Origin of the sequence: Rhizorhabdus histidinilytica, assembly GCF_900167915.1 — a bacterium.
Lineage (GTDB): Bacteria > Pseudomonadota > Alphaproteobacteria > Sphingomonadales > Sphingomonadaceae > Rhizorhabdus > Rhizorhabdus histidinilytica.
In genome coordinates this window covers 40,873-63,738 of sequence record NZ_FUYM01000008.1, presented here as the reverse complement: position 1 = coordinate 63,738, position 22,866 = coordinate 40,873, and the positions used below count along the sequence as shown (strand labels likewise).

The 22,866-nt window shown below is 67.1% G+C and carries 24 protein-coding genes and 1 tRNA gene; 9 read left to right on the top strand and 16 right to left on the bottom strand.

Going from position 1 to position 22,866, the window contains the following annotated elements:
- The first annotated feature begins 2 nt into the window (after positions 1-2).
- On the top strand, positions 3-737 hold the full coding sequence (locus B5X82_RS17345; protein ID WP_079649440.1) for an enoyl-CoA hydratase-related protein: 735 nt from the start codon (positions 3-5) through the stop codon (positions 735-737).
- Positions 738-762: 25 nt separating this feature from the next.
- On the opposite strand, the gene B5X82_RS17340 is transcribed toward B5X82_RS17345, so the two are convergent.
- Entirely contained in the window at positions 763-1,869 is a 1,107-nt protein-coding gene (locus B5X82_RS17340) for an amidohydrolase family protein (protein ID WP_079649439.1), read from the bottom strand.
- A 327-nt stretch (positions 1,870-2,196) separates the two neighbouring features.
- Positions 2,197-2,272, bottom strand: a tRNA-Glu gene (locus B5X82_RS17335).
- Between the two features lie 147 nt (positions 2,273-2,419).
- Between B5X82_RS17335 and B5X82_RS17330 the strand changes: the two genes are divergently transcribed.
- Positions 2,420-2,626 (top strand): hypothetical protein, encoded by a 207-nt coding sequence (locus B5X82_RS17330; protein ID WP_079649438.1) that lies wholly within the window; start codon positions 2,420-2,422, stop codon positions 2,624-2,626.
- A 72-nt stretch (positions 2,627-2,698) separates the two neighbouring features.
- Here B5X82_RS17330 and B5X82_RS17325 read toward each other — a convergent pair whose 3' ends face one another.
- Positions 2,699-4,075, bottom strand: a complete 1,377-nt coding sequence (locus B5X82_RS17325) for a class II 3-deoxy-7-phosphoheptulonate synthase (protein WP_079649437.1) — start codon at positions 4,073-4,075, stop codon at positions 2,699-2,701.
- Positions 4,076-4,180: 105 nt separating this feature from the next.
- Positions 4,181-5,305: an OpgC domain-containing protein gene (gene opgC / locus B5X82_RS17320; RefSeq protein WP_079649436.1), complete on the bottom strand. Its 1,125-nt coding sequence runs from the start codon at positions 5,303-5,305 to the stop codon at positions 4,181-4,183.
- A 149-nt stretch (positions 5,306-5,454) separates the two neighbouring features.
- On the opposite strand from opgC, the gene lon reads away from it, so the two are divergent.
- Positions 5,455-7,857 (top strand): endopeptidase La, encoded by a 2,403-nt coding sequence (gene lon, locus B5X82_RS17315; RefSeq protein WP_079649435.1) that lies wholly within the window; start codon positions 5,455-5,457, stop codon positions 7,855-7,857.
- A gap of 239 nt (positions 7,858-8,096) precedes the next feature.
- Here the strand turns inward: lon and B5X82_RS17310 are convergent, their stop codons facing one another.
- The 12 genes from B5X82_RS17310 to B5X82_RS17255 form a co-directional block, all read right to left on the bottom strand.
- Positions 8,097-8,660: a JAB domain-containing protein gene (locus tag B5X82_RS17310; protein WP_176152611.1), complete on the bottom strand. Its 564-nt coding sequence runs from the start codon at positions 8,658-8,660 to the stop codon at positions 8,097-8,099.
- Positions 8,661-8,668: 8 nt separating this feature from the next.
- Positions 8,669-9,097 carry a hypothetical protein gene (locus B5X82_RS17305; protein WP_079649433.1) on the bottom strand — a complete coding sequence of 143 codons (429 nt, stop codon included), beginning with the start codon at positions 9,095-9,097 and terminating at the stop codon, positions 8,669-8,671.
- A gap of 52 nt (positions 9,098-9,149) precedes the next feature.
- On the bottom strand, positions 9,150-9,497 hold the full coding sequence (locus B5X82_RS17300) for a hypothetical protein (RefSeq protein WP_079649432.1): 348 nt from the start codon (positions 9,495-9,497) through the stop codon (positions 9,150-9,152).
- A 51-nt stretch (positions 9,498-9,548) separates the two neighbouring features.
- Entirely contained in the window at positions 9,549-10,088 is a 540-nt protein-coding gene (locus B5X82_RS17295; protein ID WP_223811316.1) for a helix-turn-helix domain-containing protein, read from the bottom strand.
- Positions 10,089-10,211: 123 nt separating this feature from the next.
- Positions 10,212-10,703, bottom strand: coding sequence for a transcription elongation factor GreB (gene greB / locus B5X82_RS17290; RefSeq protein WP_079649430.1), 492 nt, complete (start codon positions 10,701-10,703; stop codon positions 10,212-10,214).
- Positions 10,700-11,503 carry a TrmH family RNA methyltransferase gene (locus tag B5X82_RS17285; protein ID WP_079649429.1) on the bottom strand — a complete coding sequence of 268 codons (804 nt, stop codon included), beginning with the start codon at positions 11,501-11,503 and terminating at the stop codon, positions 10,700-10,702. The genes greB and B5X82_RS17285 overlap by 4 nt, the downstream gene beginning before the upstream one ends.
- Before the next feature lie 101 nt (positions 11,504-11,604).
- Positions 11,605-11,877 carry an HPr family phosphocarrier protein gene (locus B5X82_RS17280; RefSeq protein WP_079649428.1) on the bottom strand — a complete coding sequence of 91 codons (273 nt, stop codon included), beginning with the start codon at positions 11,875-11,877 and terminating at the stop codon, positions 11,605-11,607.
- Positions 11,874-12,281: a PTS sugar transporter subunit IIA gene (locus B5X82_RS17275; RefSeq protein ID WP_011951246.1), complete on the bottom strand. Its 408-nt coding sequence runs from the start codon at positions 12,279-12,281 to the stop codon at positions 11,874-11,876. The genes B5X82_RS17280 and B5X82_RS17275 overlap by 4 nt, the downstream gene beginning before the upstream one ends.
- Before the next feature lie 19 nt (positions 12,282-12,300).
- Positions 12,301-13,227 (bottom strand): RNase adapter RapZ, encoded by a 927-nt coding sequence (gene rapZ / locus B5X82_RS17270; protein WP_079649427.1) that lies wholly within the window; start codon positions 13,225-13,227, stop codon positions 12,301-12,303.
- On the bottom strand, positions 13,224-13,673 hold the full coding sequence (locus B5X82_RS17265) for an HPr kinase/phosphorylase (protein WP_079649426.1): 450 nt from the start codon (positions 13,671-13,673) through the stop codon (positions 13,224-13,226). The genes rapZ and B5X82_RS17265 overlap by 4 nt, the downstream gene beginning before the upstream one ends.
- Positions 13,674-13,676: 3 nt before the next feature.
- A complete protein-coding gene (locus B5X82_RS17260; protein WP_079649425.1) occupies positions 13,677-15,266 on the bottom strand; it encodes a sensor histidine kinase in 1,590 nt (529 codons plus the stop codon).
- Positions 15,253-15,960: a response regulator transcription factor gene (locus B5X82_RS17255; RefSeq protein WP_079649424.1), complete on the bottom strand. Its 708-nt coding sequence runs from the start codon at positions 15,958-15,960 to the stop codon at positions 15,253-15,255. Before B5X82_RS17255 ends, B5X82_RS17260 begins: the two co-directional genes overlap by 14 nt.
- A gap of 256 nt (positions 15,961-16,216) precedes the next feature.
- On the opposite strand from B5X82_RS17255, the gene B5X82_RS17250 reads away from it, so the two are divergent.
- The 6 genes from B5X82_RS17250 to B5X82_RS17225 all read left to right on the top strand — a co-directional run bounded on the left by B5X82_RS17250 (position 16,217) and on the right by B5X82_RS17225 (position 22,859).
- Positions 16,217-17,815 (top strand): phosphoenolpyruvate carboxykinase, encoded by a 1,599-nt coding sequence (locus B5X82_RS17250; protein ID WP_079649423.1) that lies wholly within the window; start codon positions 16,217-16,219, stop codon positions 17,813-17,815.
- Positions 17,816-17,901: 86 nt separating this feature from the next.
- A complete protein-coding gene (locus B5X82_RS17245) occupies positions 17,902-18,366 on the top strand; it encodes a hypothetical protein (protein ID WP_079649422.1) in 465 nt (154 codons plus the stop codon).
- 46 nt (positions 18,367-18,412) lie between these two features.
- A complete protein-coding gene (locus tag B5X82_RS17240) occupies positions 18,413-19,549 on the top strand; it encodes a GGDEF domain-containing protein (protein WP_079649421.1) in 1,137 nt (378 codons plus the stop codon).
- 107 nt (positions 19,550-19,656) lie between these two features.
- On the top strand, positions 19,657-21,114 hold the full coding sequence (gene guaB / locus B5X82_RS17235) for an IMP dehydrogenase (RefSeq protein ID WP_079649420.1): 1,458 nt from the start codon (positions 19,657-19,659) through the stop codon (positions 21,112-21,114).
- A gap of 6 nt (positions 21,115-21,120) precedes the next feature.
- The gene (locus B5X82_RS17230; RefSeq protein WP_079649419.1) at positions 21,121-22,290 is read left to right on the top strand and encodes an RsmB/NOP family class I SAM-dependent RNA methyltransferase; all 1,170 of its coding nucleotides are present in this window, start codon (positions 21,121-21,123) and stop codon (positions 22,288-22,290) included.
- A gap of 35 nt (positions 22,291-22,325) precedes the next feature.
- Positions 22,326-22,859 carry a hypothetical protein gene (locus B5X82_RS17225; protein WP_079649418.1) on the top strand — a complete coding sequence of 178 codons (534 nt, stop codon included), beginning with the start codon at positions 22,326-22,328 and terminating at the stop codon, positions 22,857-22,859.
- The last annotated feature ends 7 nt before the right edge of the window (positions 22,860-22,866 follow it).

Here is a 22,866-nt window from a genome sequence, read left to right as displayed (position 1 = left end):
CGATGACGACCGATGCGCTGCTGAGCGCGGAGGTCGGAGAGGGCGTCCTGCTGCTGACGCTGAACCGCCCCGCCCAGCGCAATGCAATCGACCTGGAACTATGCGATCGGCTGTCGGCCGCGCTGGCGGACTTTCGCGACGATCGGCGCTGGCGCGTGGCGATCCTCACCGGCGCGGCGCCGGCCTTCTGTGCCGGGCTCGACCTGAAGAGCTTCGCGGCGCCCGGCGCGCCCCGCCACCGCGTGACCGAGCTGATCCATATGGTGCCCGGCCTCGGCAAGCCGGTGATCGCGGCGGTCAATGGCGCCGCCTATACGGGTGGGCTCGAACTGGCGTTGGCCTGCGACTTCATCCTCGCTGCTGAGGAGGCGCGCTTCGCCGACACCCATGCGAAGATCGGCGCGCTGTCGGGCAGCGGGATGGGATCGAGGCTGCCCTATGCGGTGGGTCCGCGCTTCGCCAAGCAGATGATGCTCGCCTGCGAGCCGATCGATGCCGCCACCGCGCTGCGGGTCGGGTTGGTCAACGAGCTGCTGCCCGCGGATCGGCTGCTGCCGCGCGCGATCGCGCTGGCGGGGGCGATCGCGGGCCATGATCCCGCGCTGATCCGGATCGCCAGGGACGTGGTCGACCGCGGCAGCGCGGCGACGCTGGCGGAGGCGATCGCGATCGAATCCGAGGCGCTGGCGACACGCAAGGCGGAAGGGGCGATGCGCTGGGAGGCGAAGCCGGCCTGAGGCCGGCCCCGTCGGACATTCCGCGTCAGATTCCCCAGACCGCCGCCGCGTTGTCGCCGACGATCTTGCGCGCCTTCGCCTCGCCGACCTTGTCGAAGATGCCCTTCACGACCGTTTCGCTATTGCCGACGATGCTCTCCGGGTGCGGATAGTCGACCGACCACATGATGCGGTCCGCGCCGATCCGGTCGATATTCTCGATCGCGACGTCGTCCTGCATGAAGGTCGCGTAGCAGTTGTTGTGCCAATACCAGCTCGGCGCATGCGCGATCCTGGGGCGAAGCTCGGTCGCATAGTCGCGCGCGATCTTGTCGGCATTCTCCAGGGTCGCCGGCACCCAGCCCGCGCCGCCTTCGGTGAAGATCAGCTTCAGGCCGGGGAAGCGATCGAAGATGCCCGAGAACACGAACTGGCCGAACATGCCGGTGAACGGCATCAGGTTGGCGTTGAGGTTGGCGCCCAACGATCCGCGCCCCGAATATTGGATATAGGCTCCGATGTGGATCGACAGCGGCAACCCGCTATCCTCGATCGCGCGCCACATCGGGTCCATCGCCAGGCTGTTGTAGCGGATGCCCCGCGGGTTGAGCGGGATCTCGATCGCCTTGAAGCCGAGCTGCTTGAGCTTCTGCAGATAGTCGGCGGTCGCCTCCGGATTGAAGAAGGTCGGCAGGTAGGCGACCGGATAGAGCCGGTTCGGCGCGGCCTGCTTCCACTCGGCCAGCCATTCGTTGAACACGTCCATGCAGCGGACGAAGAAGTCGCGGTCGGCCATGCGGATCAGGCCCGCGGCGCGGCCATGGTAGACGATCGAGGCGTCGACCCCCTCGGCGTCCATGTCGGCGAGGCGCTTCGACACGTCCCAGAAGCCTTCGCGGCCCTCGGGGAAGTCGGAGGGCAGGCCGGGGACGTCATAGGATTCGCCGTCGACCGTCATGTGGAAGCCGGTCTCGTCCTTCCAATATTTCGGCGCGCGGTCCTTGTCTGCGCCCTTCAGCCGCTCCTCCCACAGATGGGGCTCCTCGATGACATGATCGTCGCTCGAGATCAGCCGGACCCCCTCGGGCCGCTGCCAGTTGGCGGCGGGGATGATCCGGTCCTTCGGCCAGGGAGTGGGAGTGATGTCGTTCATCTTTGCCCTTGTCGTTCAAACCTGTTGGCCGACGCCGACCTGGGAGCCGGTTCGCCGGGCCGGGTCCGACCCTCGAACCCGTCACTGTCGAGCCGACATTAGGGATCGGCGCGGCGGCGCGGCAATGCGCAACGGCTGTTTTCGGGGCTTCGGCGCCTACAATTCAGAACTCTGATGCTTTGTTCGGGGCGCTGGCTATTCCACGCCGGACGCGAGGGGATGGCGATTAGCAGGCGCAACGCCGCCTGGTCCGCATCCGGGCCGAAGCCGGCTCCTGAGCGGAGTATCCATTTTGAGCTTGGTGAAGCGCTATGCGCCGAAAGGCGCTGGTGACCCCTACGGGACTCGAACCCGTGTTTTCGCCGTGAGAGGGCGACGTCCTAGACCGCTAGACGAAGGGGCCGTCCTGTGCGGAGCGGCGTCCTTATGGGGCGGGGGAAAGCAAGTCAAGGGCTGTTGCGCGCCAGGGCGTTCGCCATTTGCGCCGACCGCCCGTCGCACCGGGAAACTACGCAGTAGCCACGGGTGCGCGGGTCGCTAGATTCGGTCCATGCAGGCAGAACTGACGTCACCGGACAAGGCCGACGACCTCATCGCGCTTCACGGCGTCGATGCGATCGCGGTGCTCGTCGACCGGATCGCCGACGCGGTCCGGCATTGTGACGACCAGGCCGTCGACAGCCTCGATCGTCTGCTCCAGATCGTCGAACAGCGCTTCGAGGAGCCCTGGCGGGCGATGCGCTCGATCGGTAATTGAGCGACGAAAGAAAAGCGCCACCGGGCCGAGGTCCGATGGCGCCTTTGTTGTTCGGAGCTGCGTCGGCGCCGATCAGGCGGCGGCCCGGTCGCGCTCCTTCATCTCCTGATTGAGCATCTCGGCGAGCAGGAAGGCCAGCTCGAGGCTCTGGCCCGCATTGAGGCGCGGGTCGCAATGGGTGTGATAGCGATCGGCGAGATTCTCGTCGGTCACCGCCATCGCGCCGCCGGTGCATTCGGTGACGTTCTGGCCGGTCATCTCGGCATGGATGCCGCCGCCATGGGTGCCCTCGGCGCGGTGGACGGCGAAGAAGCCACGCACCTCGGCGAGGATGCGGTCGAACGGCCGGGTCTTGTAGCCATTGGCCGCCTTGACGACGTTGCCGTGCATCGGATCGCACGACCAGACGACCGGGCGCCCCTCGCGCTTCACCGCGCGGACCAGCGCCGGCAGATGCTTCTCGATCTTGTCGTGGCCATAGCGGGTGATCAGCGTGATCCGGCCGGGCTGGCGCTGCGGGTCGAGCGTGTCGAGCAGGCGCAGCAGCGCATCCGGCTCCAGGCTCGGCCCGCATTTCAGGCCGATCGGGTTGCCGACGCCGCGCAGATATTCGACATGCGCCGACCCTTCGAAGCGGGTGCGGTCGCCGATCCACAGGAAATGCGCCGAGGTATCGAAATACTGCCCGGTGTTGAGGCTGTCCTCGCGCGTCATCGCCTGCTCATAGGGCAGCAGCAGCGCCTCATGGCTGGTGTAGAACTGCGTTCCCTTGAGCTGGGGCACGGTCTCCGGGTTGATCCCGCACGCCGCCATGAAGTCGAGCGCGTCGCCGATTCGGGCGGCGACCTCGCCATATTGCGCGGCCCAGGGGCTGCGGCCCATGAAATCGAGCGTCCAGGCATGGACCTGGTGGAGGTTGGCATAGCCGCCCTGCGCGAAGGCGCGCAGCAGGTTCAGCGTCGCCGCCGACTGGCTGTAGGCGCGGACCATCCGGCGCGGATCGGGGATGCGCGATTCCTCGGTGAAGCCGATGTCGTTGATGATGTCGCCGCGATAGCTGGGCAGGGTGACGCCGCCGATCTCCTCGGTCGGGGCCGAGCGCGGCTTGGCGAACTGGCCTGCCATGCGGCCGACCTTCACCACCGGCAGCTTCGACGCGAAGGTCAGCACCACCGCCATCTGCAGCAGCACGCGGAAGGTGTCGCGGATGTTGTTCGGATGGAACTCGGCAAAGCTCTCGGCGCAGTCGCCGCCCTGGAGCAGGAAAGCCTTGCCCGCCGCGACCTGCGCGAGCGACGCGGTCAGCTCGCGCGCCTCGCCGGCAAAGACCAGCGGCGGAAAGCTCGACAGTTCCTTCTCGGCCGCCGCCAGGGCCGCCGCATCCGGATAGTCCGGCATCTGCACCGCTTGATGTTGACGCCAGCTCGCGGGCGTCCAGTTCGTCGCCATGTCCAGTCCCATTGTTTATTCGGGGGCTTCCCATGCGCGCGGGGGGCAGGAAAGGCAAGGGGAGGGTGGCTTTGGGCGAAGCAAGCTGCGGTTTGTGGCCCTGCTTCAGGCCGGTCGGGTCACCTTCCAGTACCGGTAGGCGTTGGCGAACAGCCCAAGCAGGATCACGCTCGCCAGGCACAGCGCGATATAGGCGTCGTGGTTCGGCCAGACCTCGATCCACAGGAAGCCGGCGGCATAGCTGAGCGCGACCGAGACGACGAAGGTCTGGAGTGAATTGGAGCCGATCACCGCGCATTGCCGCATCGGCCACAGCTGCTGCAGGCGCGGCCACATCCACAATATGCTCATGATCAGCCAGCAGACCGACAGCGCGTGGGCGACGCGGACCGGGCCGATGCGGATCTTGCTCTGGTAGAGCACCTCGAACGAGAACCAGCTCTGCGCCAGGAACAGGATGGTGAGGCCGGCGAACAGCAGCACCGGCGGCACCAGCCAGTGCCAGTTGCCCTCGGCGCGCCGTTCGAGCCGCGCGAGCAGCCGGTAGCGCCCCGCCGCCATCGCGCCGAAGAAGACGAGCTGCCACGACGCCGGGTTGAAGTTCCAGCGCCAGTCGCCGACCGGCGATCCGCCGATGACGTTGAACCAGGCATGCTCATGGGCGAACCAGTAGAGCCCGGCCGAAACCAGCAGCGCGACGATCGGCTGCCATCGCAGCAGCAGCGCGAACAGCGGCGCGGTGCCGAGCAGCACCATGTAGGTGACGAGGATCTCCAGGCAGTAGGGCTGGATGTAGAGGATCAGGAAATCGACGATGGTCGATGGGCCGCCCTTGATGAAATAGCTGTAGAAGCTGAGCCGGGCGAGGTCGGGCGAGTTCAGCGCGAGCGGGATCAGGACCAGGAACAGCCCGAGATTGTAGACGTAGAGCTTGCCGGTCCGCCGCCACAGCTTGTCGGTGAAGGTGGCGATGGCGGGATCGCGATCGGCCCGGAAATAGACCGCGCCGACCAGATAGCCCGACAGCAGGAAGAAGACCTCGGCGGCGCTGGAGAAGCCCCACAGGGTGAGCGTCGGGAACTGCATGCCGACCATGTGCATCCGGTCAGTGAAGCCGGTGATGTGGTTGATCGTGATCGTGATCAGGGCCAGGCCGCGCAATATGTCGATGCTGGCGTCACGCCGGGTCGGGCGCGGTCCGCCGCCAGGGCTGGTATCGGAGGAGGTCACTCGCGGGCCCTTACCGCAGGGAGGGAAAAATACAACGCCGGGCAAGACAAATTTGGCCCGGCCCAAGCGCGCCGTTCATTGATCATGAAGAGGGGTGGGCCCATATAGGGGCCAGGACGTGCCCCCGCGGTGCTCCGATCGGAGAATAGATGACTGAGACCCTTCCCGTATTGCCGTTGCGCGATATCGTCGTTTTCCCGCACATGATCGTGCCCCTGTTCGTCGGACGCGAGAAATCGGTCGCCGCGCTGGAAAGCGCGATGGCGGCGGACAAGTCGATCTTCCTCGTCGCCCAGCTCGATCCGGCCGAGGACGATCCCGATCGCGACGCGCTCTATGATCTCGGCGTCGTCGCGACGGTGCTCCAGCTTCTCAAGCTGCCCGACGGCACGGTCCGCGTGCTCGTCGAGGGCAAGCAGCGCGCCCGGCTCGAGGCGCTGACCGGCGAAGACGCCCACCTGACCGCCGAGGTCGAGCTGATCGAGGAGACGGAGGCCGAGGGGACCGAGGTCTCCGCGCTGATGCGTTCGGTGGTCGACCAGTTCGAGAATTATGCGCGGCTCAACAAGAAGCTGCCCGCCGAGACCTCGGTCCAGCTGGGCCAGATCGAGGAGGCCGCGAAGCTGGCCGACGCGGTCGCCGCCAACATCTCGATCAAGGTTTCCGACAAGCAGGCGCTGCTGGTCGAGCTCGACCCCGCCAAGCGGCTCGAAATGGCGTTCGCGCTGATGGAAGGCGAACTCGGCGTCCTTCAGGTCGAGAAGAAGATCCGCAGCCGCGTCAAGCGCCAGATGGAGAAGACGCAGCGCGAATATTATCTGAACGAGCAGCTCAAGGCGATCCAACGCGAGCTGGGCAATGGCGAGGGCGAGGACGGTGGCGACGAGCTCAGCGAGCTCGCCGCGAAGATCGCCAAGCTCAAGCTGTCGAAGGAAGCGCGCGGCAAGGCCAATGCGGAGCTCAAGAAGCTGCGCACCATGGCGCCGATGTCGGCCGAGGCGACCGTCGTCCGCAACTATCTCGACGTGCTGCTCGGCCTGCCCTGGGGCAAGAAGTCGAAGCTCAAAAAAGACATCGCCGCCGCTCAGGCGGTGCTCGATGCCGATCATCACGGGCTGGAGAAGGTCAAGGACCGGATCGTCGAATATCTCGCGGTCCAGGCGCGCACCAACAAGCTCAAGGGGCCGATCCTGTGCCTGGTCGGCCCGCCCGGCGTCGGCAAGACCTCGCTCGGCCGCTCGATCGCCAAGGCGACGGGGCGCGAGTTCGTGCGCCAGTCGCTGGGCGGCGTGCGTGACGAGGCCGAGATCCGCGGCCACCGGCGTACCTATATCGGCTCGCTGCCCGGCAAGATCGTCACCAACCTGAAGAAGGCGGGGGCATCGAACCCGCTGTTCCTGCTCGACGAGATCGACAAGCTCGGCCAGGACTTCCGCGGCGATCCCGCCTCGGCGCTGCTCGAGGTGCTCGATCCCGAACAGAACAGCAAGTTCCAGGACCATTATCTGGAGATCGACGTCGATCTGTCGGACGTGATGTTCGTATGCACCGCGAACAGCCTGAACCTGCCGCAGCCGCTGCTCGACCGCATGGAGATCATCCGTCTCGAAGGCTATACCGAGGACGAGAAGGTCGAGATCGCCAAGGAGCACCTGCTCGACAAGCAGGTCGAGGCGCATGGCCTGAAGGCCGGCGAGTTCGAGCTGACCGACGCGGGGCTGCGCGACCTGATCCGCTACTATACCCGCGAGGCGGGCGTCCGCACGCTCGAGCGCGAGATCGCCAAGCTCGCGCGCAAGAGCCTGCGCCGCATCCTCGAGGGCAAGGACGAGAAGGTCGTCATCACCCCGGACAACCTGTCCGACTTCGCCGGCGTGCGGAAATACCGCTTCGGCATCGGCGAGGAGGAGGACCAGGTCGGCGCCGTCACCGGCCTCGCCTGGACAGAGGTCGGCGGCGAGCTGCTGACCATCGAGGCTGTCACCGTGCCCGGCAAGGGCGGGATCAGCACGACCGGCAAGCTCGGCGACGTGATGAAGGAGAGCGTCCAGGCGGCGTTCAGCTTCGTCAAGGCGCGGGCGCCGGCCTATGGCATCAAGCCGAGCCTGATCGCCCGCAAGGACATCCACATCCACCTGCCCGAGGGCGCTGTTCCGAAGGACGGCCCATCGGCGGGCATCGGCATCACCACCGCGATCGTCTCGACGCTGACCGGCATCCCGGTCCGCAAGGAAGTGGCGATGACCGGCGAGGTGACACTGCGCGGTCGCGTCCTGCCGATCGGCGGCCTCAAGGAGAAGCTGCTCGCGGCGCTGCGCGGCGGCATCACCACGGTGCTGATCCCCAAGGAGAACGAGAAGGACCTGGTCGAGATCCCGGCCAATATCCGCGAGGGGCTTAAGATCATCCCCGTCAGCCATGTCGACGAGGTGCTGGGCCTGGCGCTGGCCGGCCACCTCACCGCGATTGACTGGACCGAGGCGGACGAGCTGGCCTTGACGCTGAAGGGCGCGACCAGCCCCGACGGCGGCGAGGTGGCCGTCCGGCACTGAACGGGAAGGGGGACGCGCCGTTGCCAGGCCGTCCCCTTTTTTAGGACATCGTGTGTCACCTTGGCGCACCCCCGCTCATCCTGAGTAGGGACTGAGCCTGGCGAAGGCTCGTATCGAAGGATATCCGGACGTCGACCGGCCCTTCGAGACAGCATTTCGACTACGCTCAATGCTTTCTCAGGGTGAGCGGGTCAGATAAAAGCCCGATGCCCTCGGCCTGAACTGAATGTCGATCCGTCCTAGAGCCGGCCCTCGGCGCGGAAGCTGTAATAGCCCTGTCGTGCCACGATGATGTGGTCGAGCAGTGCGATCTCGAACAGCCGCGCGGCCTGGAACAGGTCGCGGGTGAGCGCGACGTCGCTGGCGCTCGGCGTCGGATCGCCCGACGGGTGGTTGTGCGCGAGCAGCAGGCCGGTCGCCGATATGTCGAGCGCGCGGCGGATGATCTCGCGCGGCGATATGTCGACCCGATTGACCGACCCCCGGGCGACGATCTCGTCGCGCAGCAGCTCGTTCTTGGTGTTGAGATAGAGGACGCGGGCCTGCTCGGCCGGCTGATGGGCCATGCGCGCGACGAGATAGTCGAGCACGGCCCGGTCGTCGGCCAGGATCGGCCGCCAGCTGATCCGCTGTTCGAGCGAATGCAGGAACAACTCGCGCGACGCCATCAAAATGTCGACGATCGCCCGATCCTGGGGCAGCGCGCGTTCGAGACGGGCGGGGCCGGCGAAGAGCAGGGTGGAGGCGTCGGTGAATTCGACGATCAGTCGGTCGACGATCGCGGAGGCCCCGATCGGCTTCATCGCCTGGATCAGCCGGAGAACGAGCCGCCAGCCTTCCTGCTGCGATGATGGGAGTGGACCGCGAAGCCCAGCACGATCAGCATGGGATAGATCCACACCGCAACTGCATTGCCATAGGCCCATGGCAGCACATGCGGGACATAGGGCGCCAGGTGCGACAAGATGGTCAGGCCCTGCATTGCGGTAAGCCATAGCGGCCAGAATTTTTCCGATTTCAGGGAGATGCCGACCAGCACGAAGAGCAGAACGGTGTCGACGGCCATCACCGGCAGTTCAACGAACTGATAACGGATAGCCAAGGGGCTGAGCACCAGAACCGTCACATAGGTTGCGATCAGGATTCCCCCGGCGGTCACGCGTTCCGCCCATCCGCCCCGGAAGAAGGCGTACAGGCACACGGCCCACATCAACGCGCCATAGAGGAGTTGCCGGATCACCCCCGATCAATCGATCTCCGACGATCTCTCGTCAAGGGTGATCCGGACGGATTTACGCTACGCGGCGCGGAAGCGACTCGCCGTTGTCGATCGGCAGCTTGGGGATCGTACCTTTATCGCCGGTCGAGACGACGGGCAGGTTGAACTTGCGCTGGACCACCGCGAGCTCGCGGTGGCCTTCTACGACCTGTCCGCGCGCTTCGATGATCGTGGAGAGCGAGTTGAAAAAGTGCGTGAACGCGCCCTGCGCGACCTCCAGCGCGAAATTGCCGTCGAGCCGTGCCTGCGGAAGCTCGGCCGCCAGCAGGGCACCCTGTTTCGCGGCGATGTCGAGAGCGCGCTCATATTGCTCGAGGGCGGCATAGACGCGCAGCGTTGCGTCATCACGGTTCTTGGACATAGCTCTCCCCTTGCGCCGGAACGGGCGCCTCGGAACGGTTGCAGGAAGTCCCTAGTGCTTGAGCGCCAGGGCGATGTTCGTCAGAGCGGCGAAGCCAGACAGCAGCGCGCCGGCCCCCAGTCCCATTCCAAAGATCAGTATGGCGATCCAGAACAGGCGCTGGGCGATCGACAGGTCATTGCGTGGCTTCCCCCTGGTCGGCACCGGCAAGGGGAAATCGACGAAGCTCGCTTCGCGGTAGGTCCTGTAGGGGACCTGATCTTCTCGAAGGGCGCTCGTCATTTCCCTCTGCCCGTCACCGATGTCCGACGACGAGGCCATGATGGAACTTTCGGCCGGGGAAACAACGGGGTGCGGTTGACTAGTCAATCGCTGACTAGGCTCGTCGCCCTCGTACGAGGCCAGCATCAGCGCGGCTTCGAGGCGGTTCGAGACGCCCAGCGTCTGAATCGCGCTGCGGAAATGATTGTCCACGGTCATCGGCGAGATGCCGAGCTCGCGACCGATTTCCTTCGACTGCTTGTGATGAAGCACGAGGCGCAGGCAGTCGCGCTGCCTGGCAGTCAGTTTGCTGATGGCCTCGATGCTCATGGGGGAAAAATACCGCATCGGCGCTTCAAGTCGATGCGAAACTTGCCGGAAGCGCCGCAAGTGCCTGATCCGGAACGAGACAAACAGCGGGAAAGGACATTTGGAGCAACGGCCGGACGCCGTTCAGGCATCCGGATAGCGAATCGAGAGAATCTCCTGTTCGCGGTCGCCTCCCGGCAGGGTGACGCGGCGGACGTCGCCGACCGCCGCGCCACGCAACGCGCGGGCGAGGGGCGAGAGCCAGCTGATCCGGCCGCTGCCGGCATCGGCCTCGTCGGCGCCGACCAGCGTCACCGTCCGCTCGACGTCGTCTTCGTCAACGACGGTGACGGTGGCGCCGAAGAAGACCTTGCCGCGATCGGCTTGCCGGGCGGGATCGACGACCTTGGCCGCCTTCATCCGCCGCGAGAGATGGGCGAGCTCGCGGTCGATCTCGCGCAGCTTCTTGCGGCCGTAGATATAGTCGCCATTCTCCGACCGGTCGCCATTGCCGGCGGCCCAGCTGATCACCTCGACCAGCGCCGGGCGTTCGATGCCGAACAGATGGTCGTAACGCGCCCGCATCGCGGCGAAGCCCGCCGGGGTGATGTAGTTGGGCGGCGGCTCCCCGCTCATCGCGCCCGCCGCTGGTTGAGCACCTCATAGGCCATCACCGCCGTCGCGACCGCGGCGTTGAGGCTGTCGGCCTTGCCCAGCATCGGCATCTTCACCAGCAGATCGCACTGCTCCTCATAGTCGGACGGCAGGCCTTGTGCCTCGTTGCCGACCAGGATGAAGGTCGGCGCGGCATAGCGCGGCGCCTGATAGTCCTGGGTCGCCTTCAGGCTGGTGCCGACGAGCTGCCCGGGCCCGGCGCGCAGCCAGGTAAGAAAATCGGGCCATCGCGCCGCCGCGATCCGCTGGGTGAACAGCGCCCCCATCGTCGCCCGCACCGCTTCCACCGAGAAGGGATCGACGCAATCGTCGATGAGGATCAGCCCTCCCGCGCCGACCGCGTCGCCGGTACGCAGGATCGTGCCGAGATTGCCGGGATCGCGCAGCGACTGGGCGACGATCCAGATGCCCGCCGTGGAACGGTCGATGCGGTCGAGCGCGGTGTCGAATTCGCGATAGACGCCGATCACCGTCTGGGGATTGTCCTTGCCCGACAGCTTGGACAGGATGTCGCGGTCGGTCTCGATCGCCTCTCCACCCTTGGCCTCGACCGCCTCGATCAGCGCCTGGGCGAGCGGATGTCGGGCGCCATCCTTCGCGAAGAAGACATATTCGGGCAGGATGCCGGCCTCGGACGCCTCGGTCAGGATCCGCAGTCCCTCGGCAAGGAACAGCCCTTCCTCGCGCCGGTGCCGTTTCTCGCGGAGCGACCGGACGCGCTTGATCAGCGGGTTGGAAAAGGCGGTGATCTGGCGGGGCAGGGTGATGGACCTCGACTGGACGCCGTTCGTCCCGAGCGAAGTCGAGGGACGTGGACTAGGCGAAACGTGTCTCGACTTCGCTCGACACGAACGGTTTCACTTCACTCCTCGCCGAACTTGCCTTCGATCAGTTCCACCAGCGCGGCGAGCGCTTTCTCGGCGCCGTCGCCGGTGGCGGAGATGACGACGCTGTCGCCTTTGGCGGCGCCCAGCATCATCAGGCCCATGATCGAGGTGCCGGCGACCTTCGACCCGTCCTTCTCGACCTCGACATCGGCGCTGTGCGCGCTGGCGAGAGTGACGAATTTGGCGCTGGCCCGGGCGTGAAGCCCCCTTATGTTCGTGATCTGCACTTCGCGCCGGAATTGCGTCATGCGGCAGCTTCCCCCAGAACCTCGGATGCGACCGAGATATATTTGCGGCCGGCATCGCGCGCGGCAGCGACGGCGGCCTTGATCTTCATCATCTTGCGGGCACCTTCGAGGCGGATCAGCATCGGCAGGTTGATGCCGGCGATCACCTCGACCCGGCCCGGTTCCATCAGCGAGATGGCCAGATTCGATGGCGTGCCGCCGAACAGGTCGGTCAGCAGGATCACCCCCGATCCGTCGTCGACGGCCTTCACCGCGCGGGCGATGTCGGCCCGGCGGCTTTCCATATCGTCGTCCGGACCGATGCAGATCGCCTCGATCGCGGTCTGTGGACCCACGACATGTTCCATCGCGGTCACAAACTCGGCCGCAAGGCGGCCATGGGTAACGAGCACCAATCCGATCATCTGACTAAAAACCCAATGGTCATGATCCCACGCCTGGCACGGTGCTCTCCTCAGCGTTCGACTTCTGCCGAGTCAAATCGCGGTGGCGGACCGTGGGCGAAAATCCCTCCTGGCGCAACCGGCTTGCGAGGGTTTCGGCGAAATGCACGGACCTATGCTTCCCCCCCGTGCAGCCTATGGCGATCGTCACATAGCTTTTGCCCTCCATCTCATAGCGCGGCAGCAACAACAGGATGAGCTCCTCGATCCGCCGGCGCGCCTCGGGATAGATCGGGTCGCCGGCAATATAGGCGCCGACGTCGGGATCGAGGCCGCTATGGGGCCTCAGTTCGGGCACCCAGTGCGGATTGCGCAGGAAGCGCATGTCGAACATCAGGTCGGCGTCGCGCGGCACCCCGCGCGAGAAGGCAAAGGACATGACGGTCAGCGTCGTCCCCGTGCCCGCCGAATCGCCAAACCGGCGGCGCAGCAGTGCCTGCAGATCGTTGGTCGAGCTGTCCGTGGTGTCGATCAGTTCGTCGGCCGCCTCGCGCAACGGGGCCAGCAGCTCGCGCTCATAGGTGATGCCGTCCTCGACCTGGCGGTCCTGCGCCAGCGGATGACGCGCGCGCGTCTCCGAATAGCGGCGGCTCAACTCGGTATTGGAACAGTCGAAGAACAGGATCGATGCGTCGCGCCCGCTGTCGCGCAGCGACCGCACCCGCCGAACGACTCCGCGGCTGTCGAAATCGCGGGTGCGACTGTCGATGCCGAGCGCGAGCGGACGGCCTTCGTCGATGCTCCCCTCGGCCGGGCTGGCGGCGAGCAGCCGTTCGAGCAGCGACACGGGCAGGTTGTCGACAGTCTCCCAGCCCATGTCCTCGAGCGCGGTCAGCGCGGTCTTCTTGCCGGAACCGGACATGCCGGTGACGAACAGGATACGGCGTGGCTCTCCAGCCTTGGTCATTGCGGGCCTCCCAGCCCATGACGGCGCAGCGCCAGCTCCACCTTGACCGGTGCCGATGCCTCGAAAGCGGCAAGGCCGATCGTGGGGATGGCAACGCCTTCGAACAGCGTCGTCGGCAGCGGCTCGGCAGGCATGCGCTCGACCGCCCGGTCGAGATCGACGAGCAGGGCGACCGTCCCCTCGACGGCGCTCGCCAGCTCGACGATGCCGACGCCTCGCACCTCGATCCGGCCGGCGATCTGCGGTGGCGCGCTGGCGATCAGCCGTCCGTCCCGGCCGTCGACGCGGGTATAGTCGTCGGCAACGAGCAGCGCGCCGCGATCGATCAGCCGCAGCGCCAGGTCCGACTTGCCGCTGCCCGAACGGCCGGAAATCAGCACCACCCGGCCGTCGATCAGGACGCTGCTCGCATGAATCGGGCCCGCGAGGGGGACGGAATCGCTCATGGCCTAGCGGCTCCAGGCCGGCAGGCGGATGACGAACCTCGCGCCGTTCGGCGCATTGTCCCGGTCGGTCGCGACGATCGAACCATTATGACCCTCGACGATAGCCTTCGCGATGGCGAGGCCAAGCCCGCTGTGCCGGCCGAATTCCTCGCCTTCGGGGCGGTCGCTGTGGAACCGGTTGAAGATCGCCTCGCGCGCGTCGGGCGGCACGCCGGGTCCCTCATCTTCCACCCTGATCACGACATCATCGCCATCGCGGGTGGCTGCAACCTGAACGAGCCCGCCGGCCGGGGAGAAGGAAACCGCATTCTCGACCAGGTTCTCGATCACACGGGTGAGCCGCGATCCGTCGCCGAACACCACCGCTGTGCCGCGATGCGGGCGGGCAAAGGCCACGCGGACGTCGCCGTTGCGGCCGCGCTCTTCACGGGTGGTCAGCAGCCCCTCGATCATCGTGCCGAGATCGACCGATTCGAAGCGCGCGCGCGCCAGCTCGGCATCGACCCGCGATGCCTCGGCAATATCGGTGATCAGCCGGTCGAGCCGGCCGACATCGTCGCGGATCACGTCGATCAGCTGTTTCTGGAGAGCCGGATCCTTGACGATGCCGAGGCTGTCGACTGCGGAACGCAGCGAGGCGAGGGGGTTCTTGAGCTCGTGCGTCACGTCGGCGGCGAAAGCCTCGGTGGCATCGATCCGCTGGCGGATCGCCATGCTCATGTCGGACAGCGCGCGGGCGAGGGTACCGATCTCGTCGCGCCGCTCGGGCAGGCGCGGCACCTGCACCTCGCGCGCCCGGCCAAGGCGGACGCGGTGCGCCGCGAGCGCCAGACGGCGCAGTGGGCGGACGATGGTACGCGCCAGGAACAGCGACAGGCTGACCGAGACGAGCACGACGATCAGCAGCACGACGCCGAGGCGCAGCCGCTCGGCGCGGACGATGCGGGTGATGTCGCGCTGGTTCTCTGTCGACAGGATCACCGCGCCGCTGCCGTCGGGACGGCGGACGTCGATCGCCGCCAGGATCATCGGCGTCCGGTCCGGCGCCCGCTCGACCGAGGTGGCGATGTTGCGGTCGCGCGTCGCGCGCAGGGCGATCGGCCAGGCGGCGAGCGTGTCGTGGTCCGGCTCATGGAAATGCTCGGGATGGTCGGCGTCGACGATGATGTCGATCGACCGGTCGAGGAAACGGGCGACCCGCTTCTGCCATTCCTCCTGCGCCGGATCGCGAAGCTGGTAGGTCGGGCCGGAGACCGACCAGCTGTCGAAGCTCCGCGGAACCTCGGCGGCGCGCGCGGTGGGCGATGGGTAGGCATAGACCCGCAGCCGCGTATCGGTCAGCAGGCCGAATTTGGAGAGGAGCTGCGGCCGTCCAGCAGGCGGCGTCACGGCATAGGCCTCCGCGATCAGCCGGACCTGTGTGGCGGTCTCCTCGAGCCGGGCGTCGATCAGCTGGGCGCGGTAGCTGTCCAGATAGAAGAAGCCGCCAGCCAGCATCGCCAGCGCGAAGATGTTGACGGCGAGGATACGGGTGGTGAGGGAGGTGCGCGCCGCCGCCTCGGGCGTGCCCAGCGCGCTGCTACTCTTCGCCAAAGCGATAGCCCACGCCGTAGAGCGTCTCGATGGCCCTGAATTCAGGGTCGACCTGCCGGAATTTGCGGCGCAGGCGCTTGATGTGGCTGTCGATCGTGCGGTCGTCGACATAGACGTCGTCCTGATAGGCCGTGTCCATCAGCTGATCGCGCGACTTCACGAAGCCGGGCCGCTGGGCCAGCGCCTCGAGGATCAGGAATTCGGTGACGGTGAGGGTCACGTCCTTGCCGCCCCATTGCACGCGGTGCCGGGCGGGGTCCATCTCCAGTCGGCCGCGCACGATCTTCTCGACCGGGGTGGCGTCGGCCTGGTCCTCGGGCGTCGCGCGAACCTCGGTCCGGCGCAGGATCGCGCGGATGCGGGCGATCAGCAGCCGTTGCGAGAAGGGCTTGGTGATATAGTCGTCGGCGCCCATGGCGAGGCCCAGCGCCTCGTCCAACTCGTCGTCCTTGGAGGTCAGGAATATCGTCGGGATGCTGCTCTTCTCGCGCAGCCGCCGCAGCAGTTCCATGCCGTCCATGCGCGGCATCTTGATGTCGAGCACGGCAAGGTCGGGCGGATTGTCGAGCAGCGCCTTCAGCGCCGATTCGCCGTCCGAATAGACCCGGACCGTGAACCCTTCGGATTGCAGCGCGATCGAGACGGAGGTCAGGATGTTGCGATCGTCGTCGACCAGGGCGATCGTGGGTGTCATTGGGACCGGTGGCCTCCCCGAAATGATGCTGGCCGACACGCCATGGCCCGGAAAATGCCCGCTCTGCCTAGCGCAGCCCTCATGGACGTTCAACCATGCTGCGCACCCTTTACGATCCGGGGCTTTGAAACTATGCGCGATGGGAAAGATACAAAGGTGCGGAGGATGCCGAACGATGGATTCGCGGCATCGCCACGTGCCTAGACGTTAGGAGGGCGACCCCACAACGGTAGCCTCACCCGTATAGGAGACAAAAGTGCCCCAGCTCATCCCCGCCTTTGGCCTCGACAAACAGGGAATCGATGTCGCCGCCCAGCTCCACTGGAACCTGGGAACCGCGCCCCTCGTCGAGCATGCGGTCCAGCGGGGCGAAGGACTGCTCGCCAAGGACGGGCCCTTCGTCGTCAAGACCGGTGCGCACACCGGCCGTTCCGCCAACGACAAGTTCATCGTCCGCGATGCCGAGACCGAGGACAGCGTATGGTGGGGCAAGACCAACAAGGGGATGACGCCCGAGCATTTCGCTGCGCTGAAGGCTGACTTCCTGGCCCATCTCAAGACGCGTGAGACGCTGTTCGTGCAGGATCTCTACGGCGGTTCGCAGGCGGCGCACCGCGTCAACGTCCGCGTCATCAACGAGCTGGCCTGGCACAATCTTTTCATCCGCACCCTGCTGGTGCGCCCGGAGGCGGCCGAGCTCACCAGCTTCGTGCCCGAGTTCACGATCATCGACCTGCCGAGCTTCGCCGCGGACCCCGAGCGGCACGGTTGCCGCAGCCAGACGGTGATCGCCGTCAACCTGACGGAGAAACTGATCCTGATCGGCGGCACGGCTTATGCCGGCGAGATGAAGAAATCGGTGTTCGGCATCCTCAACTACAAGCTGCCCGTCGCCGGCGTCATGCCGATGCACTGCTCGGCCAATATCGGTCCGAAGGGCGACACCGCGATCTTCTTCGGCCTGTCGGGCACCGGCAAGACGACACTGTCGGCCGACGCCAGCCGCACGCTGATCGGCGACGACGAGCATGGCTGGTCGGATGAGGCCGTGTTCAACTTCGAAGGCGGCTGCTACGCCAAGATGATCCGCCTGTCGGCCGAGGCCGAGCCGGAGATCTACGCGACCACCAAGCGTTTCGGCACGGTGCTCGAGAATGTCGTGATCGATCCCGATACGCGCGAGATCGACCTCGACGACGACAGCCTGGCCGAGAACAGCCGCGGTTCCTATCCGATCGATTTCATCCCGAACGCGTCGAAGGAGAATCTCGGTCCGGTCCCGAAGAACCTCATCTTCCTGACCGCCGATGCCTATGGCGTTCTTCCGCCGATCGCGAAGCTGACCCCGGAACAGGCGATGTACCATTTCCTGTCGGGCTACACCGCGCGCGTCGCCGGCACCGAGATCGGCGTCACCGAGCCGTCGGCGACCTTCTCGACCTGCTTCGGCGCGCCGTTCATGCCGCGCCATCCGTCTGTCTACGGCAACCTGCTCAAGGAGCGGATCGCCAAGGGCGGCGTCGATTGCTGGCTGGTCAACACGGGCTGGACCGGCGGCCAGTACGGCGTCGGCCATCGCATGCCGATCAAGGTCACCCGCGCGTTGCTCAACGCCGCGCTGGACGGCAGCCTGAACAATGCCGAGTTCCGGATCGATCCCAATTTCGGCTTCAAGGTCCCGGTCGCGGTGCCGGGCGTCGAGAGCAAGATCCTCAACCCGCGCGAGACCTGGCCTGACGGCGCCGGCTATGACGCGACCGCCAAGAAGCTGGTCGACCAGTTCATCGAGAATTTCGCGCAATTCGCGGATCATGTGGACGAGGGCGTCCGTCAGGCGGCTCCGAAGGCGGCCTGACGAAACTCCATAAGGGCCGACACGGCCTTCAGGAGGGCGCCCCGGCTTCGGCGGGGGCGCCCTCCTTCCGTTCAGAGGGAATGATCATGGCGATCGGGGAAGGTCCGCGCCTGTTCGCGGACGACGAGAGTATCCGTCATGTCGGGCGGGGCCTGCTCGACCGCAGCCTTCCCAAGGCGGCGTGGACCCATGAGGCGCATCTGGCCGCCTGCCTGTGGATCGTCGTCGAGCGGTCCGACATCGATCCGGCGCGCGACATGCGCGCGATCATCAGCGCCTATAATGTCGCGGTCGGCGGCGTGAACGACGATCGGCAGGGCTATCACGACACCATCACCCACTGCTTCATCGCCGGCGTCCGTGGCTGGCTGGCGCGGACCGGGGCGGGGACTCTGGTCGACCGGGTCAACGGCCTGCTCGAAGCGCCCGAGGGGCAGCGCGACTGGCCGCTGCGCTTCTATAGCCGGGACCGGCTGTTCTCGGTCGCTGCGCGGCGCGCGCTGGTGGCGCCGGATCTCGCATCTTTTCCCGGCGGCGATACCGAAAATTAAGGGGCGGCCGATAAGCCCGTCGGACGATCCGCAGAGTGGGTGTCCGATGTACGAAGGAAAGCCGCCATCCTCCACCGGCCGCAAGGGCTGGAGCTTCGATGCGCTGTTCGGCCGCTCGGCCGTAGACGATCCCGCCGCCGTTCCGGCCGCGCAGGTGCCCGTCCCGGCTGTCCCGGACGAAGCCGCGCCGTCCGATCTTTTCGGGCGGATCGGTGGCTTCCTGCGCACCCACCGGCTCGACCCGAGCCCGGGCAATTACGACCTGGCCTATCAATATCTCGGTGGCCATGACCCGGCGCTGGTCGCCTCGGTCGACGCGGCGATCGCGCGCGACGGCCTGCTGCGCCACGATGTCGCCGCGGAAATCGCCGAGGCTGCGTCGAGCCGGGTCTCGTCAGACCTGCTGGGCAAGCTGATCGAACAGGCGCATCGCAGCGTCACCCTGGCGGCCGCGCTGGTCGGGCAGTCGCGCACCGATGCCAGCGCCTATGGCAGCGCGCTCGACCGGGGATCGGCCGCGCTCGAAGCCGGCGGCGAGCCGGCGGGCCGCGCGCTCGAACTGATGGCAGAGCTGACCCGCACGATGATCGACAAGACCAACGACGCCGAGCGCCGGCTGGTCGAAATGGGCAGCCAGATGAGCAGCCTGCAGGGCGAGCTCGCCGAGGCGCAGGCCGTGGCCGAGAGCGACCCGTTGACCGGCCTCGCCAACCGCCGCGCCTTCCAGTCGCGTCTCGCACGGGCGATGGCGCAGGCGGCGGCGGAGGGCACGCCGCTGTCGGTCGCCTTCTGCGACATCGACCATTTCAAGTCGATCAATGATAACCACGGCCACGACACCGGCGACCGGATCCTGAAGATGGTGGCCGAGGCCCTGGTCGAGGGCGTCGGCGAGGACGCGTTCGTCGGGCGTTTCGGCGGCGAGGAATTCCTCATCCTGTTCGACGGTATCATGGCGCGGCGCGCGGCGATGCGGGTCGACGAGGTGCGCGACGAGCTGTCGGGCCGCCATCTCGTCTCCAAGACCACCGGAGAGCCGCTCGGCACCGTCACCTTCTCGGCCGGCGTCGCCCAGCTCCTGGCGGGCGAGGACGACGGCGCGATGCTGCGTCGGGCCGACGAGGCGCTCTACGCGGCGAAGAATGGCGGCCGCAACCGGGTGGTCATCCACGGCGAGGAATAAGGCCGGCGCGGCGATCGCTGCGGAAATCCGACAAGCGGACTAGCGATCCGCCGCCCATCGACATATATGGCCTCGAATCCTTCAACACCTCGCGGGGATTCGACCTCATGGACATCAGCCTCGGCCTTACTTTCGACGACGTGCTTCTCAGGCCCGGAGAGTCGGACGTACTGCCGAGCCAGGCGAACACCGCCACCCAGGTGACCAAGGCGATCACGCTGAACATCCCGATCCTGTCGTCGGCGATGGACACCGTGACCGAAGCCGACATGGCGATCGTCATGGCGCAGCTCGGCGGGCTCGGCGTGCTCCACCGCAACCTCACCGTCGAGGAACAGGCCGCCGCCGTCCGTGCGGTCAAGCGGTTCGAATCGGGCATGGTCGTCAACCCGATCACCATGCAGCCACACCAGACGCTGGCCGATGCGCACGAATTGATGGCGCGCAACAAGATCTCGGGAATCCCCGTCGTCGAAGCCGACGGCAAGCTGGTCGGCATCCTCACCAACCGCGATGTCCGCTTCGCCGAGAATCCCAACCAGCCGGTGTCGGAGCTGATGACCAGCCAGAACCTGGCCGTCGTCCGCAGCGGCGTCAGCCAGGAGGAGGCGCGCCGCACGCTTCACCAGCGCCGGATCGAGAAGCTTCTGGTCGTCGACGATGCCTATCGTTGCGTCGGGCTGATCACCGTCAAGGACATGGAGAAGGCGGTCAACTATCCCTCGGCCACCAAGGACCCGAGCGGCCGGCTGCGCGTTGCCGCGGCGACGACGGTCGGCGACAAGGGCTATGAGCGGACCGAGGCGCTGGTCGACGCTGAGTGCGACCTGATCGTCATCGACACCGCGCACGGCCATAACCGCGACGTTGCCCGCGCCGTCGAGCGGGTGAAGCGGCTGTCCAACTCGGTTCAGGTCGTCGCCGGCAACGTCGCCACCGCCGAAGCCGCCCGCGCGTTGATCGACGCGGGCGCGGACGGGGTCAAGGTTGGCATCGGCCCGGGCTCGATCTGCACCACCCGCATCGTCGCGGGCGTCGGCGTGCCGCAGCTCACCGCGGTGATGGAAGCGGCCGCCGAGGCCGCCAAGTCGGGCGTGCCGGTGATCGCCGACGGCGGCCTGCGCACCTCGGGCGACCTCGCCAAGGCACTCGCCGCGGGCGCGAGCACGGTGATGGTCGGATCGCTGCTGGCGGGCACCGAGGAAGCGCCGGGCGAGACCTTCATCTACCAGGGCCGCGCCTATAAGTCCTATCGCGGCATGGGCTCCGTCGGCGCTATGGCGCGTGGCTCGGCCGACCGCTATTTCCAGCAGGATATCAAGGACCAGATGAAGCTGGTGCCCGAGGGCATCGAGGGCCAGGTCCCCTACAAGGGCACCGCGCGCGACGTGATTCACCAGCTCGTCGGCGGCGTGAAGGCGGCGATGGGATATACCGGCGCCCGGACCATCCCCGAGCTCCAGAAGCGCGCCCGCTTCGTCCGCATCACCAATGCGGGCCTCAAGGAAAGCCACGTCCATGACGTGTCGATCACCCGCGAGGCGCCCAATTATCCGACCCGCTAGGTCGCGATGACGCCGGGCGCGCGCGCGCAGGCGGCGATCGAGCTGCTCGACGAGATCGTCCGCGCGGCCCGTGAGGGCGGGGCGGCGGCCGATACGCTGATCGCGCGCTATTTCAAGACGCGACGCTATGCCGGATCGAAGGATCGCCGGGCAATCCGCGAGCTGATCTACCGCGCCATCCGCCGGGCCGGCGAGGTGCCGGCGAGCGGACGCGCCGCGCTGGTCGGCCTTGCCCGCGAGGACGCCGTGCTGGCGGCGGCGTTCGACGGAGCGCCACACACCCCGGCGCCGATCGCCGCGGACGAGGAGGGCAGCCCGGCCGGTGTGCTGCCGCGCTGGCTCGCCGACCGGATCGATCCTTCCGAACATGCCGCGCTGCTCGAACGCGCGCCGCTCGACCTGAGGGTCAACCGCCGGCGCGCGGACCGCGACGCGGTCGCCGCGCTGCTGCCCGGCGCGGAGCCGACCCCGTTCGCGCCGCACGGCCTGCGCCTGCCCGAGGGCACGCCGATCGAGGCGAGCACGCCCTGGGTCGAGGGCTTGATCGAGATCCAGGACGAAGGCAGCCAACTCATCGCGCTCGCCGGGAAGGCGACCGGTGGGATGACCGCGCTCGATCTCTGCGCAGGGGCGGGGGGCAAGACGCTGGCGCTGGCCGACGATATGGGCAACGGCGGGCGGCTGATCGCGAGCGACACCAACCGCGCCCGGCTCGACCGCCTCGCGCCGCGCGCCCAGCGCTCGGGCTTCGCCGGCATCGAGACGCGGCTGCTCGATCCCGGCCGGGAAATGGCCGCGCTCGGCGATCTCCGCGATGGTTGCGACCTGGTGCTGGTCGACGCCCCCTGCTCGGGTACGGGTACCTGGCGGCGCAACCCCGAGGCGCGCTGGCGACTGAGCCCCGATCGCCTCGCGAAGCTGGTCGAGACGCAGGCGCGGCTGCTCGATCTCGCGGCCGATCTGGTCCGGCCTGGCGGCGCGCTGGTCTATGCCGTCTGCTCGCTGCTCGACGAGGAGGGCGCGGGGCAGCTCCGGGCCTTCCTCGGCCGGCAATCCTCGTTCGCGGCCGCTCAGCTCCCGTTCAGCGCCGGGCGCTATCAGGATGGCGGAACGCTGCTCAGCCCCGGGCATGACGGCACCGACGGCTTTTTCGTCGCCAGGCTGGTGCGTGCATGATAGAAGGCCGATCAGCGCCGCTAGTGGAGATTTTGATGCGTTTTTCGCCGGTTGCGATTGCCCTGTCCCTGACCCTCGCGGCGGTTTCGAGCGGGGTGAACGGCCAGAAGGCCGACGACCAGATCAATCCGAAGTCGCTCGCGCTGCTGACCGAAGGCCAGGCGGCGCTGAAGGCGGGTAACCTCCAGGGCGCCAACGACGCGCTGGAGACGGCGTTGGCGATCGACCCGCGCAACCGCGCGGCCTTCGTCGCGCTTGGCCGGGTCGCGCAGGCGCAGCAGCTGCCGGGCAAGGCGATCCGCATGTATTTCGAGGCGCTCGCGCTCGAACCCAACGATGTGACAGCGCTGTCGGCGCAGGGCGAGGCGATGGTGCAGAAGGGCGCGGTGGAGCGCGCCCGGGCCAACCTCGCGCGGGTCAAGGCGCTGTGCAAGAGCGAGTGCGCCCCCGCGACCGAACTGGCCGCCGCGATCGCCAAGGGGCCGCCGGCCGCCGCCGTCGCCGCCGCGCAGCCCAATGACAAGGTCCCGCCCAAGGGCGAGGAAAAGAGCGTCGTCAGCGACAAATGAGTTTCGC